Source organism: Corynebacterium lizhenjunii, from assembly GCF_011038655.2.
GTDB classification, from domain to species: domain Bacteria; phylum Actinomycetota; class Actinomycetes; order Mycobacteriales; family Mycobacteriaceae; genus Corynebacterium; species Corynebacterium lizhenjunii.
The window spans coordinates 1,090,321-1,103,550 of the sequence record NZ_CP064954.1 but is presented as its reverse complement, the minus strand read 5'-3'; the positions used below and the strand labels follow the sequence as shown (position 1 = coordinate 1,103,550).

At 62.9% G+C, this 13,230-nt stretch carries 8 protein-coding genes and 2 tRNA genes; 7 read left to right on the top strand and 3 right to left on the bottom strand.

Features of this window, described 5'->3' with window-relative positions; genetic code table 11:
- Positions 1–1,410: 1,410 nt before the first annotated feature.
- The 3 genes from G7Y31_RS05115 to gltX form a co-directional block, all read right to left on the bottom strand.
- Positions 1,411–1,483, bottom strand: a tRNA-Glu gene (locus G7Y31_RS05115).
- Between the two features lie 38 nt (positions 1,484–1,521).
- Positions 1,522–1,593: transfer RNA gene (locus G7Y31_RS05110), tRNA-Gln, on the bottom strand.
- Between the two features lie 215 nt (positions 1,594–1,808).
- Positions 1,809–3,287, bottom strand: coding sequence for a glutamate--tRNA ligase (gene gltX / locus G7Y31_RS05105; RefSeq protein WP_165010543.1), 1,479 nt, complete (start codon positions 3,285–3,287; stop codon positions 1,809–1,811).
- A 243-nt stretch (positions 3,288–3,530) separates the two neighbouring features.
- Between gltX and G7Y31_RS05100 the strand changes: the two genes are divergently transcribed.
- Genes G7Y31_RS05100 through G7Y31_RS05070 form a run of 7 tightly spaced genes read left to right on the top strand, consistent with a single transcriptional unit; the run spans position 3,531 to position 13,041 of the window.
- Positions 3,531–6,005 carry a choice-of-anchor M domain-containing protein gene (locus G7Y31_RS05100; protein ID WP_165010545.1) on the top strand — a complete coding sequence of 825 codons (2,475 nt, stop codon included), beginning with the start codon at positions 3,531–3,533 and terminating at the stop codon, positions 6,003–6,005.
- Between the two features lie 40 nt (positions 6,006–6,045).
- Positions 6,046–7,686, top strand: a complete 1,641-nt coding sequence (locus tag G7Y31_RS05095) for a choice-of-anchor M domain-containing protein (protein ID WP_165010547.1) — start codon at positions 6,046–6,048, stop codon at positions 7,684–7,686.
- Positions 7,683–9,176 (top strand): anchored repeat ABC transporter, substrate-binding protein, encoded by a 1,494-nt coding sequence (locus tag G7Y31_RS05090; protein WP_165010549.1) that lies wholly within the window; start codon positions 7,683–7,685, stop codon positions 9,174–9,176. Before G7Y31_RS05095 ends, G7Y31_RS05090 begins: the two co-directional genes overlap by 4 nt.
- Positions 9,173–10,036: a choice-of-anchor M domain-containing protein gene (locus G7Y31_RS05085; RefSeq protein ID WP_165010551.1), complete on the top strand. Its 864-nt coding sequence runs from the start codon at positions 9,173–9,175 to the stop codon at positions 10,034–10,036. The genes G7Y31_RS05090 and G7Y31_RS05085 overlap by 4 nt, the downstream gene beginning before the upstream one ends.
- Positions 10,033–10,749 carry an anchored repeat-type ABC transporter ATP-binding subunit gene (locus G7Y31_RS05080; protein ID WP_165010553.1) on the top strand — a complete coding sequence of 239 codons (717 nt, stop codon included), beginning with the start codon at positions 10,033–10,035 and terminating at the stop codon, positions 10,747–10,749. Before G7Y31_RS05085 ends, G7Y31_RS05080 begins: the two co-directional genes overlap by 4 nt.
- Positions 10,746–11,690 (top strand): anchored repeat-type ABC transporter permease subunit, encoded by a 945-nt coding sequence (locus tag G7Y31_RS05075; protein ID WP_165010555.1) that lies wholly within the window; start codon positions 10,746–10,748, stop codon positions 11,688–11,690. Before G7Y31_RS05080 ends, G7Y31_RS05075 begins: the two co-directional genes overlap by 4 nt.
- Complete coding sequence (locus tag G7Y31_RS05070) at positions 11,683–13,041, top strand: choice-of-anchor M domain-containing protein (RefSeq protein WP_165010557.1); 1,359 nt, start codon at positions 11,683–11,685, stop codon at positions 13,039–13,041. Before G7Y31_RS05075 ends, G7Y31_RS05070 begins: the two co-directional genes overlap by 8 nt.
- The last annotated feature ends 189 nt before the right edge of the window (positions 13,042–13,230 follow it).

Below are 13,230 nucleotides of genomic sequence, written 5' to 3'. Positions count from 1 at the left end.
TGCTGTGCCCGGGATAATGCTTTCACGGTGCTGCATTACGCTGGTAGCTCCTGTACTTCAGATAGATACTCGGGGATTGAAGCTGTGGATTACGGCTGTGCCGCTAGCCAGTGACTGCAAGAGGTGAAAGCGACTTGGAGTGAATTTCTAGTTCACTTGCTTCCATACAACTCCTTTCCGTCTGTGGTCTTGGATGTAACTTCGCAGTGTAGGCCAGCAAGCGCGCCTTGGGAAGAGATCTGAAAAAGAAGATTTGGCCCCGCACTGGTCATAACACGGACTGTCCGGCTGGCAGCGGGCTTGCAGGAGATTTGCCGACTAGAGCAACAGCTCGTGACCTACTGGTAGGGGCTAGCGCAATACCACTTACCTACCCCCGTGAGGTTACCCGCCCGCATCTTGACCATTAGGCACCCGGTTGCTGCTGCGGAGCTGAGAGGAAAGCACTCTTCCCACTGAAGACAGGGGACAAAGAAACCCGCTAGCTGCTAAATCCAACTAGCGGGGATTCCCAATTGTTTACGGATTTTAACCCGTCTTGTGGACCCAAGTGTATAACAGGAGCCATGAAAGTGCAAAATGCTCAAGCCATCGCCTCCTCGCTCTCCCGTCCTCGCTTAGCGAAGTACATGGCGGCAGCGGACAATGACATCTTAAAGGCTTTGGATCTCTATCTCTGGAACATCGACGTAGCCGGAGCAGTCCTCTCTACAACCGCCATGGTTGAGGTGCAGTTGAGAAATGCTATAAATGCCCGACTATGTTCCTGGAATGCCGCTCAAAACTTCGAGGTGGATCCGACGCGATCTCAACCTTATTCTCAGGATTGGTTAACCGATCCGGCCCCCAAACTTGCACAAGTAATCTCACCCCCTCGCAGGGAACCGCTCTGGAAGTCAGCCCAACAGGCTGCGAGGAATATCGAAGAGACCTACGCTTCAACCAACCTTAGTCATGACGACCTGGTAGCTGGCCTTTCATTTGGGTCATGGTTATGGCTCCTGCCACGTCCGGATGTAGATCCTAGTTCAACGAAGAATAATCGAATGTATTTGTGGAATGAGTGTCTGAAATATGCTTTTAAACCCAGGCCAGGTGTTCCGTATAAAACTGCAGGGCACGCAGTTATCTACAATTGGGCGGATATAGTACGGCAAGCCCGAAATCGCGCTGGCCACTTGGAGCCTCTTATTAATGAGCACGAGCTCCGGCGCCTTCACCGGGTCTCTTGCCGTCTACTGAACTCGCTGAATGCGCCTGCTGCTTCATGGCTCGCAGGGCAACACTACATCGATAATGTTCTGGAGCGAAGGCCGTTTTGAGATAATTCCGCCGTCAAGGAAGCCCTACCCCACCCATCACATGCAGAACGTGAGGTGGATGAAGAACTCATCCACCTCACGTATGTTGTACCCCGTACGGGATTTGAACCCGTGTTACCGGCGTGAGAGGCCGGCGTCCTAGGCCGCTAGACGAACGGGGCTTAGAACTGTAACTTCTGCCGCTAAGCAGTTGTTACTGCTGGCCTACCAGGACTCGAACCTAGAATGACGGTACCAGAAACCGTAGTGTTGCCAATTACACCATAGGCCATTGTCTTTACCGGAGAACTTCTGACTTGCGCCCTGCGCTCCGTGCGACGAGATATAACTATAGGCATGATGGCCCATGCACACAAATCGCCAGTATAGGGCACGTTTTGCGGCTCACGGCGGGCACCGCCAGCCCCCGGGAAACTACACAGATGTAAGTAACCGTGAGTTTAGGGGGCATCGGCAAGCTAGGGCACGGGCAGGCTAGGGCATCAACTAGTCAGCCTGCCAAGGGGTCTGCGCCAGGGCCGCACGCAGGCGAGCCAGGGTGGAATCCTTACCCAGCAGCTCCATGGACTCAAACAACGGCGGGGAAACCTGCTGGCCGGAAATAGCCACCCGCAGAGCGCCGTAAGCCTTGCGCGGCTTGAGTTCCAGGTCCTCGATCAGGGCCTTGGTCAAAGCAGTCTCAATGTTGGCGGTGGTCCACTCCTCCACCGCCTCCAAGGCGGCAATGCCAGCCTCGAGCGGCTGCACGGCGTCTTCCTTGAGGTTCTTTTTCGCAGACTTCTCCTCCAGCACCAGCTCGGCGTCTGGGGTGGACAGGAAGGACAGGAGGCCATAGGCATCAGAAAGCACCTTGATGCGCGTTTGCACCAGGTCAGCCGCGATGGCGAACTTGGCCGCGTCATAATCAGCCGGGAAGTCGGTGTACTCGCTTAAGTAGGCGCGCAGGCGCTGAGCGAAGTCCTGCGGGTCCAGTAAGCGGATGTGGTCGGCGTTGATGGCTTCCAGCTTCTTTTGGTCAAAGCGCGCGGGGTTGCCCAACACGTCGGCGACATCAAAGTTAGCAATGAGCTCTTCGACGCTGAAGATGTCCTGATCCGCAGAAAGGGACCAGCCCAGCAGGGACAGGTAGTTGAGCATGCCCTCCGGGATAATGCCGTTATCGCGGTGGTTAAACAGGTTGGACTGCGGGTCGCGCTTGGATAGCTTCTTGTTGCCCTCCCCCATCACAAAGGGCAGGTGCCCGAAGACCGGGGTGCGCTGGGCAATACCGAGATCCACCAGGGCCTCATACAGAGCCAGCTGGCGCGGGGTGGAAGACAGCAGGTCCTCGCCGCGCAGGACGTGGGTAATGCCCATGAGGGCATCATCAACCGGGTTGACCAGCGTGTAGAGCGGGGCACCATTGGAACGAGCCACCACGTAGTCCGGCTGAGTGGACGACTTAAACGTCATCTCGCCGCGCACCAGGTCCGTCCAGGTCCAGTCCTTATCCGGCATCCGCAGACGCCACACGGGCTGGCGGCCCTGCGCCTCAAAGGCGGCGATTTGGTCCGGGGTCAGGTCGCGGTCGAAGTTGTCATAGCCCAGCTTGGGGTCGCGCCCAGCTGCCTTATGCCGCTCCTCGACCTCCTCTGCGGTGGAGTAGGCCGGGTAGACGTAGCCAGCCTCCTTGAGCTTTTCCAGGACATCTGCGTAGATGTCCATGCGGCGCGACTGGCGGTAAGGCTCGTGCGGGCCACCCACATTCACGCCCTCGTCCCAGTTCAGACCCAGCCACTCCAGGGAGTCAATGATTGCCTGGTAGGACTCCTCAGAGTCGCGGGCGGCGTCAGTGTCCTCGATGCGGAAGATGAGCTTGCCGCCGGTGTGGCGGGCGTAGGCCCAGTTGAACAGGGCTGTGCGAACCATGCCGACGTGGGGCGTTCCAGTGGGAGAAGGGCAAAATCTTACGCGTACATCACTCATGGGTACTCACTCTACCGGCCGTGGTAATGCCAACGGCCTTAGGCAGTCAGGGCCGGCAGGTGAGGTGGCCCGCAAAGCCGCCGCGCCCCACACCAACGGGGGTAATGAAAATAAGATTCATTTTCATATTCTCCAAGGTTGCCAGCCCGGCGCGCCGCGGGCGGGGTTAGGCGCAAGGCATTATTGACAGCGATTTTCTATAGTGAGAGGGCTTGTCCGCTCACCTGCAGAAAGGACGCCGTCATGGCTCACCTCCGCACTCGCTTTCTTGCCGTGTTAACCACCTGCGCGCTGCTGAGCCCCGCCGTAGCCGCCGCTGGGCCCGACGATGGCAAAAAGGTAGCCACCGGCTCCCACGTGGATTCCCCGAAGGCGTTCTGGGAGAACGGCCAGCTGGTGTTGAAGTCGGAGTACCGGCTAAAAAACCACCCGGAGGCCGGCGAGCTGCATTCCCTGGCGGACACAGTGGCCTGGGTGGGCAAGGGTTGGGCCAAAAATGGTGCCAGCCAGTACCAGTTCACGTTGCCTGCCGATGGCGCCTTCGACTTCGTGGGCCAGCCCGGCCAGACCTTCTACAACGCCCCGGCAACGGTCAATGGCTCCCACTTCCCTATCTGGTTGGGCTTCGGCGCGGACTTAGAGCTGCCCACGGAGAATTTTCGCGATGGTGTGACGTCCCTGGACTTGCTGTCTGTGGACGGCCCAGGCGAGGTGGAGCTCTACCGCCATTACCACGAGGACAGCCCCGACGCGGGCCGCATGTTGGGCACCTCTGCCGGGGCGCCGAGCTCCTATCCGCTCAAGGCCGGCTCGCACACCCATAACAGCACGTTGTTTACCAAGCCGGGGCGTTACGTTCTGACCTATCAGCTCTCTGCACGCACGACGGCGGGCACGTTGCTGCGTTCTGCCCCCGCCCAGGCAGTCATCCAGGTTGGTGGCACTAAGCCTGCCGATGCCCCCTCCCCCTCCCTGCAGGAGCGTTTTGCCGCCGCGCGCCCGGGCACTGCGGCATCCTTAAACCAGGCAGGCTATGAGTTTAGGGTGGCCCCACACGCCGGAGCTACAACCCGCGATGGCGATGAACATTTGAGTACCCTGACTTTTGCGGCCAACAACGGTGCTGATGGCACCTTGACGGTGTTGATTGACGGCTATCACCTCACCGACTTAGAGGTCTCTGGCGGGCACGCCGAATGGGAGGAGATGCTGGGTCCGCTATCTTCACGGCTGCAGGCGGTGTTTACTCCAGCCGGACAAGAGGCTGCGCGGTGGGTCTCGCCCGTGGTGGAGTATCAACCTGGGGCTCAGGTGGCGGTGGATTCGCGGGCTGCGGCGGACTCGCACGGCGGCGACGCGGACGTTGCCACCGATGCCGTCCTAGAGACCTGGGAGGACAATACCGGGCACCCGCGCGTCGTCTCTTCCCCGCAAGAGACCACCCTAGGCCAGCCCGGGGTGCAGGTACGTACCGAGCCCACGGCAGATGGCAATACGCGCGTTATCGTCGACACTGAGGATAGGAACTTCCGGGGCTTCATTGAAGGTGGCCTGTATGCCTCCGCACAAGACACCTACGCTGAGGAACCCATCGAGGGCGTTATCGCAGATGGCCACGGCGAGGTAGTTTTTGCCGATGGCGGCGACTTCGACGGCTATGTCCTGAAAACCCGCATCAAGCCGCACCCCACCATCAGTGGGGCTAGCGCGACGGAGATTGCCCTTGAGCAACCACACCAACAGCACACCCCGGGGCGAGGTGCGGGGGTGCTAGCGGTAGGGGCATCGGCAGACTCAGCTGAGCCTGGGCCTGAGCACTGCACGGATAAGACTGTGCTCGACCGCGGCCATGTAGACATTACGGTCACGCGCGAGGGCAACCAGCTGCACACCCGATTGAAAGATGAAACCGCGCTGGTGGACAAGAAAGTGGTCCACCGTTTGCTAGACAGCGTGGTCCTGGGGGTACACGATAATGCGCGGCGCAAGCGCACGCAGCACCAGGCCGCTAAAGAATTCGACTTCATGGGCCCCGTGGGCGAGTATTTTTACCTGTTGCCGCAGGTGCAAAATCAGGACGTCATTTGGCCTGGCTATAACACCTCCCAGTTGGACTATTCTCGCCTCAACGGGCCCGTCCAGCTGCACCTGGAGCCGGTCCACATTCCGGATGGCGCCAGCTGGGGGTTGTACCTGTCCCGGGGCTTCGATGAGGCCGAGGTACTGGCGGACTCCACCATCGGCGACTACACCGTGGACACAACGTTTGCCTCCCACACCCACACCGGCTGGGCTTTTAGCCGCCCGGGACTCTACGCCTTCCGCGTGTACTACACCGCCATTGACGCCGACGGCACAGCTCTGGCTTCCGCGCCGCAGACCATGACCGTGGCTGTCGGGGATGCCGCCCTGGGCGAGTGCACCGGCGGTGCTGCCCCCGCCGACGATGCCCCAACCACCCCAACGCCGACACCTGTGCCGGACCCCGTGCCAGATCCTGCCCCGCGGCCCACCCCGAAGCCCGCGCCCACCCCCGCACCGCGGCCAACCCCGAAGCCCGCGCCCACACCCGCACCGGAAACTTCTAGCGCTGCAAACATCCTCTGGGCGCTGTTGGTGCCGCTGTTGGGCATAACAGTACTTAAAGCATTCGCGGACTTCTTCGCAAAAAACGGTGGAGCTATCGCGAAATTCGGCGCGCCCCTGACCGGGCGATAACAGCCCGCAACCACCGAAAGGCATAGAGAAAGGTTTATTCATGGTGTTGAGGCACTCGAGCGCTATCCGGCCTTCCCGGATGGGCATTATGCCCGGCGCGCTGGCCGGAGTGCTGGCCCTGATGGCGCTGTTGTGTCCATGGGCGGTGCCGGTAGCTCACGCGCAGGTGGCGTTGAGCGTGGGCCACGTGGACGCCTTCTACGTCACTGCCCCGGATGGCCAGCTGCACCTGGGTCTGAAAGAAGACGTCACTGGCACAGGCGTGGAGCATGAGGCCCACGACGCGGTGCTGGTGGTGGCCAATGCGGCCTGGAGTACGGCAACGGTGGGAGTTGGGGGTATCGGCAAGGAAGCCTACCTATTGCCGCAGACTCAAGACCATGGGCTGCTGTGGCCGGGATGGGATACCCAACCGGCGGGCAGGGCTGGTTTTGAGCAGGTGGAGCTGGTCTTTGGTGCCGTGAGTGGCCCGGGTGAGGTCTATGTTTTTGAGACCAACGGCTTTGGGGAGGTTAATGCGCTCACGCACTCGGGGCAGTTGGAGCTGCGCGAGGGCGAGCGCATAGTCCAGCCCTACCCTGCCCACCGGCACGTCAATTGGGCGTTTAGCCAGCCGGGGACCTACACCATGGAGGTCACTGCGCAGTCTGGCGGGACCTCGAGCAATACTGCGACCTACACCTGGCAGGTTGGCGAGTCTGCCGATGCCCCCGCCGCCTCCACCGAGCACCAGCAGCAGGCGCTACCCGCGCAGCCAGCGCCGCAGCCCGCGCGGGCTGGCGCCGGGGCTGATTCTGCACATTCAGCTGGCGCTGCCACGGATGCGAGTCAGGACACGGAGGCTAATGTGCAGGCAGGGCAGGCGCAAGCCGCGCCGGAGAGCCAGTGCGTCCCAGGGATCGAGCCCCTGCTCAAAGATGATGCGGGTGAGTGGGTGCGCGCTGATGGCGCGGTATTTCACCTGGGCAGTGCTGCTGAGGTTGTGCTGCCACAGCGCATAGGCCCACTAGAGGCGGGGCCGGCGTGGATGATTGGCTCCACGCAGCGCCCGGACGTGCCATGGCTCGGCGCCAATACCCAACACCCCAGCATGCGGGAGCACACCGCCGGGCCGGTGACGTGGCAACTAGTAGCAGCAAGTGGTCCGGGCGATGTGGTGGTCTACACCCAAGGCGGGTTAGGCCAGGTGGTAGGCCAGGAATGGTTCAGCTTTGACGGCACGCCCAGCGGCGCGGTGGAGGTAGCGGAAAACGCCCATGTGCACCCCAACTGGGTCTTTAGCACCCCAGGTGATTATGCGTTGACTATCCGCCAGGTAGCCACCGGCCACGATGGGCGCGCGCTTGCGGGCCAGGCCACGCTGCACGTCCATGTAGGTGGAGTGGCACCAGCGGGTGCCTACGCGGCCGGCCATTTTGACCTCGGTGGTGCAGCAAACCCCGGAGGGGGCGACTGCGGCGACCAGCAAGGAGCCATGGCGGCGGGACAGTCGGCCGACGCAGGGACTGCTGCCCCGGCGGCAGCGGCTGGTACGGTGGCGGCACGGGCTGGGATTGGCGGCATCGGACAGGTAGCAGCCAGCAACGAACGCTACACCATTGCCGGCCTGGTGCTGCTGGGTCTGGGGATGGCGGTGCTGGGCGGGGGCATCGGTGCGGTGGCCTGGAGGTGGCGCCAATGAGATCTCTGTGCACGGTGCTTGCGGGTGCGGCACTGCTGTTGAGTGGCTGCGCGGGGCCGGCCCCGGCGGAGCACGAAGGCGTGCGCATTGCTGCAACGACGCCGATTTTAGCGGACATCGCCCGCAACGTCGCGGGCCCTGACGCGCAGGTAGACACCCTGATTCCTCCCGGAAGGGACGCCCACAGCTTTGAGCCTTCGCTGCGAACCTTTCGCACCGTGGCCCACGCCGATATTGCCCTGGCCAATGGGCTGCTCTTAGAGCCCGCCGGGCTCATGGATGCGGTGCGGGAAGTCGCGGGCGGGCCCGTAGTCGAGGTCGCCGACGTCGCCTCTACCCGCGGCGCGCAACTAGTGCCCTTGGTCGATAACGTGGCCCTGGATGCCATCTGGCTGGGACTGCGCGTTACGTCCGGCCAGCCGCAGGAAATGTGGCTAGAAAACGTATCCGGCCCAGGGGCGGTGGCGGCCTACGTGGTCTCAACTTTTGGCAGCCCGCAGGTGATTTTTGACTCCAGTGACGGGGTGGACCCGCGCCGGGATCGCACGCAGCTGCCCGCGCGGGCACACACTCATGTCTCTTGGGCGTTTAGCCAGCCCGGCATCTATGAGCTGCGCGTGGGCGCTAGCGGGGTTAGACCTGCCACCGTGCGCGTGGCGGTAGGTGTCACGCCCCCACAGGCGCGCCACGTGTTGGACTCCGGGCACATCGACATCACAGCAGATGCCGAAACCGGGCGCGTGGAACTGCGCGATGGGCACGCCGAATATGCGGTCGACGACACTGTTATTGCGGTGCCCTCAAGCGTCTACCAGCCCATTCCTGCCGATGCCGCCTACCGCTTCCTCGGCACCCCCGGCGCCGACACCTACCTGTTGCCGCAGGCAGTTTTGGGCCGGCACATTCACGGCGAAGTTGATCCGCACCTGTGGCACAACGTGGCCAACGCTTCGATGTATGCCGAAGTCATCGCAGAGGAGCTGGCGCAGATAGACCCCTCCCACGGGCACGACTACCGGGCGCGGGCACAGCGCTACCGCGAAGAGTTGGGGCGCATAGACGCCCAGGTGCGCGCCGAGATTGCCGGAATTGCACCCCAGCGGCGCCACCTGGTGACCCCGCACCACGGCTACGCCTACCTTGAACAAGGCTACGGCGTTGACCAGGCGGGGTTCGTCAGCCCCAACCCAGCAGTGGAACCCTCCCCGCGCGATGTTATTGCCCTGCGCCGCACGCTGGACAACCTCGACGTGCCAGCAGTGTTTATCGAACGCACCGCTGAAGCTAGCGCCGCCACCTTGCGCCAAACCGCCGCACAGCTAGGCATAGCCGTGTGCGAAATCTATGGCGACACCCTGGATGAACACGTGCCCACCTACGCCGACTTGATGCTGCACAACGCCAGTCAATTGCGGCGCTGTCTTAGCGCTGATAACAGCCCTGATAACAGCCCTCTTGATAGTCCTTCAACCCAGAAAGAACCCCAATGAGTACTTCCCTGCCCTTGCGAACCCGCCTGGCCGCGCTGGCCTGCACCGCCGCGCTAGCCCTGCCCCTGGCACCGGTGGGAGCACCCACCGCTAATGCCGGCGACCTGGCCCAAGTAGTCAACGCTGATGAGCGCCTGGCCCCAAGCGGCGAGCAAGCCACCATCAGCGCCGGGCACATAGACCTGGGCGCACTCATCCGCGACGGCCAGGCCACTTTTATGGCCCGCGATGACTCCGGCGAACAACCCGTATGGCGGGAGCTTGATGATGTCGTCTTTGCCGTCTCCGACGCCGCCGCCCAACCCCTGCCGAAAAACAAGAACTACTCCTTCGTTGGCGCCAAACCCGGCGAGAACGTGTGGGTAATCCCCCAAACCGAAATCACCGGCGTACCGTGGCTGGGGTGGAACACCCAATCCCCGTCGCTGCTCGAGGTTGCCGACCGCGGCGTATGGCTGGAGTACCTAGGCCATCAAGGCCCCGGGGAGTTCTCCCTCTTCCTCCAAAACGGCGGCTTCGAAGCCCCCCAGGTACTCTTTGCCAGCACCGGTGGCGGCGAAGAGCGCATCTGGGTAGACCTCAACACCCACACCCACGCTAACTGGACCTTCACCCGCCCAGGCACCCACCTGGTGGGGCTGCGGCTGCACGTCAATACCCTTGACGGCCAACACTTGTCTGCCGATACCACCCTGCGCCTCGCCGTAGGTGCCACCGACCCTCAGCAAGCCCGCGCGCACCAGTGGGATGCGGACGCGGCGGGGGCATCGGCAAGCTCAGGCACACTGTGGTGGGCACTGGGGGCAGTCGCGGCCGTGGTGCTGGGCGCAGTGGTACTCGTTGTGCGGCGGCGCGCATGATTAGCACAACACAGCTGAGTGTTAGCCTGGCTGGGCGCACCGTAGTGCACGATGTGAGCCTGCACGTTGGTGCTGGGGAATTTATTGGGCTGCTAGGGCCCAACGGTGCGGGCAAGACCACACTCATGCGCGCGCTGCTGGGCCTGGTGCCCTACCGCGGCGAAGTGAACACCCAGCAGCGTTGTGGGTACGTACCCCAGCGCCACGAGTTCGCCTGGGATTTTCCCATCAATGTCTACGATTGCGTGCTCGGTGGGCGCACCGGGCTCATCGGCTGGGCGCGCCGGGCAGGGCGCGCCGACCACGCCGCGGCAGCCGAGGCAGTCGAGCTAGTGGGCTTGACCGCCCTGGCGCGCCGTCCCATAGGGCAGCTCTCCGGCGGGCAGCGCCAACGCGTGCTAATAGCCCGAGCCCTGGCCACACGCCCCGGCGTTCTGCTGCTCGACGAGCCATTTACCGGACTGGACGCGCCGAATTCCGAAGCCCTCCTAGCGTTGTTTGCCGGGCTGAGTGCCCAGGGCAAGTCCGTGCTGATGTCCACCCACAACCTGGCCGAAGCCGCACACTCCTGCCCGCGGCTGGTGCTGTTTAACCGCACCATTATTGCCGATGCCCCCGCCAGCGACCTGCTGGCCAACCCCGCGCCCTGGGAAGCCACGTTTGGCGTGGCAGCAGATTCGCCATTACTGGGTGCGATAGGAGTACGCCGATGATTGACTTGAGCCTTATTCACTTCTTCCACGACCTGGCCAATCCGCAGCTGGACTTTTTGCTGCGAGCAGTAATCATGGCGGTTCTGGCCGCCACCGTGTGCGGCGTGGTGGGCTGCTACGTGGTCTTGCGCGGCATGGCCTTTATTGGCGATGCCGTCTCCCACGCCGTCTTCCCCGGACTGGCCATAGCTTTTGCCCTGCAGGGCTCTGTGCTGGTGGGCGGGGCAGTTGCCGGTGCGGTGGTCGCGGTGCTCATAGCCGTGTTCTCGCAACGCCGCCAAGTACGCGAGGACTCCATCATTGGAGTGTTCTTCGCCGCATCGTTTGCCCTGGGCATGGTAATAATCTCGCGGATCGACGGATACACAGCGTCACTGACGAGCTTCTTGTTTGGCACGCTAACCGGGGTGACGCGCGCCGATTTGCTTGCGGCAGTGGGCGTCAACGCTGTGGTGCTGGGCGTGCTGGTGGTGCTGCGGCCGCAACTTTGCGCGGTGTGTCTGGACCGGGAGACCGCCCGAGCCATGGGCCTACCGCTGCTGATTCTGGACTGCGTACTGTACTTGGCGGTCACCGCCGCGGTGGTGATTTCCGTAGGAACGGTGGGAAACATCTTGGTGCTGGCGTTGCTTATCACTCCGGCTGCCACAGCGCGATTGGTGACGAACTCATTAGGGGCGATGATGGCGGTTGCCGCGAGCATTGGCGCCGGGGGTGCCGTGGTGGGCATCTATCTGGCCTGGGCAATCGACTTGCCCGCCGGGGCGACGATCGTCTTGGTATTAACAGTTGTCTTTTTGTGCGTGTGGGCTGGTTCGGCTGCGACTATGGCTGCGGCTACGGGTTCGGCTACGGCTTCGGCTAGGGCTGCAGCTGCTCCGGCTGCAGCTGCTCCGGCTGCGCGCGCACATTCTGTTGCGAAGGAGAAAACTCATGGTTAAGTTGTGTACGCGTTTTGCGGTTGGCGGCCTGGTCACCGCGCTTATGTGGGCAGCGACACCGGGAGCAGCTGCGGCGGAAATTTCCCACATTATTGAGCGCGGACACCAGGATCTGGCGCTCTTCGCCGGGCCCGGTGGCGTTGCCGCCGGGGTCTTCGACGAGTCCACCGGCACCCAGCCGCTAGCCTCCGGGCAGGTAGCGGTGGCCGTTCCGGAATCCCAGCGGCGCTTTGTGCCCGTCCCTCCGGCTGACCTGGATACCGAGCTGTGGGTACTGCCAGACCCACAGGTTGCCGATGCCCCCTGGTTCGGCTTTTCTACCACCGCTCACCCGGGTGGTTTTGACGCCATAACCGAAGATGTAACGTTGCGACTGCAGGTAAACAGCGGGCCCGGCCGGGTGGTGGTGGCCACCAATGCCCCCGATTTCCAGTCCTTTGACACCGTGCTCGACTCTGAACAGCCATGCACCCCGTGGCAGTATTACGGCAACACACACGCTCACGCCAATTTTTTCTTTAGCGAACCGGGAGCTTATTCCACCACGTTTACCTTTAATCACGCGGGCGCAGACTACCCAGTTGACGTAGTCTTCCTGGTGGGCGGTGGCCTTGAGCTTGCCGATGCCCACGCCGCCCAATCAGCCCATCCCACCGACCAGTGCACAGGATCCGCAACGACCGGGCCGGGTGCCGTGGGCGGAGCAGGCGCCCAGTCAGGGCGCGGGGCAAAAAGCCGCCCACAACAACTGGCCGCGGACATCCGGGCCATGGACCGAGCGGTGGCGGGGCTCGACCGCACCCTAGACAAGACTTTCAAGGAAGCCGAGGCCTTCCTGGGCGTGGGGACTCCGGCCGCGCAAGCATCACGGAATAACCAGGCCGGGAAAGCACAGCCGGGGCAAGATACACAGTCATCCCGGAATACGCAGGGGTCCTCGGCGCAGTCACGGGAATCCTCACTAAATTCATCGCAAAAGTCATCGCCGATGCAACGGACAGGCACCACGAGCACTCCAGGGCGGGTGCAGTCTCCACCACGAGCCCATACGAACGCACCGGCACAGCCTACAGGCGATGCAAGAGCCAGCCACTCAAATTCTCGCCCTTCCGGAACGCACGCGACCTCCGGTGAACGTCCGCGTAATGCTGCAACGGCCAGTCCGAATGCCCAACAGTCCGTCCCTCAACCTGCCCCTAATGCCCAGACACCCGCCGTCAACCTTGCTAACGCGGAGGGCAACGGGATGTTTTGGGCTGGAACGATGGCCGGAGTCGGGGCCACTTTCCTCCTAGTGGGAAGTGCGCTCCTGGCTTATGTGTACGCCAGCCGCCGAAAGCAGGCAGAGTAACGCCTTCCGGCACCCGATCCAGCAGTGGCGGTCGCGCCGGGCCAAGCCGCATTCCCGCGCGCCTCGGTCCGCCCGTGTACGGGGCAGCTCGGTTTGTGGCCCCTTTTCCCGCGGGCGCGCGCCGCAGTCCGCCCGTTCCCCACGCAACGCAATCTGCAGCCCCCTCCCCGCGCGCGCCTCGGTCCGCCC

Coding starts and splice junctions, on each gene's coding strand:
- G7Y31_RS05080 (WP_165010553.1), top strand. CDS start 10,033: ATGATTAGCACAACACAGCTGAGTGTTAGCCTGGCTGGGCGCACCGTA.
- G7Y31_RS05075 (WP_165010555.1), top strand. CDS start 10,746: ATGATTGACTTGAGCCTTATTCACTTCTTCCACGACCTGGCCAATCCG.
- G7Y31_RS05100 (WP_165010545.1), top strand. CDS start 3,531: ATGGCTCACCTCCGCACTCGCTTTCTTGCCGTGTTAACCACCTGCGCG.
- gltX (WP_165010543.1), bottom strand. CDS start 3,287: ATGAGTGATGTACGCGTAAGATTTTGCCCTTCTCCCACTGGAACGCCC.
- G7Y31_RS05090 (WP_165010549.1), top strand. CDS start 7,683: ATGAGATCTCTGTGCACGGTGCTTGCGGGTGCGGCACTGCTGTTGAGT.
- G7Y31_RS05085 (WP_165010551.1), top strand. CDS start 9,173: ATGAGTACTTCCCTGCCCTTGCGAACCCGCCTGGCCGCGCTGGCCTGC.
- G7Y31_RS05070 (WP_165010557.1), top strand. CDS start 11,683: ATGGTTAAGTTGTGTACGCGTTTTGCGGTTGGCGGCCTGGTCACCGCG.
- G7Y31_RS05095 (WP_165010547.1), top strand. CDS start 6,046: ATGGTGTTGAGGCACTCGAGCGCTATCCGGCCTTCCCGGATGGGCATT.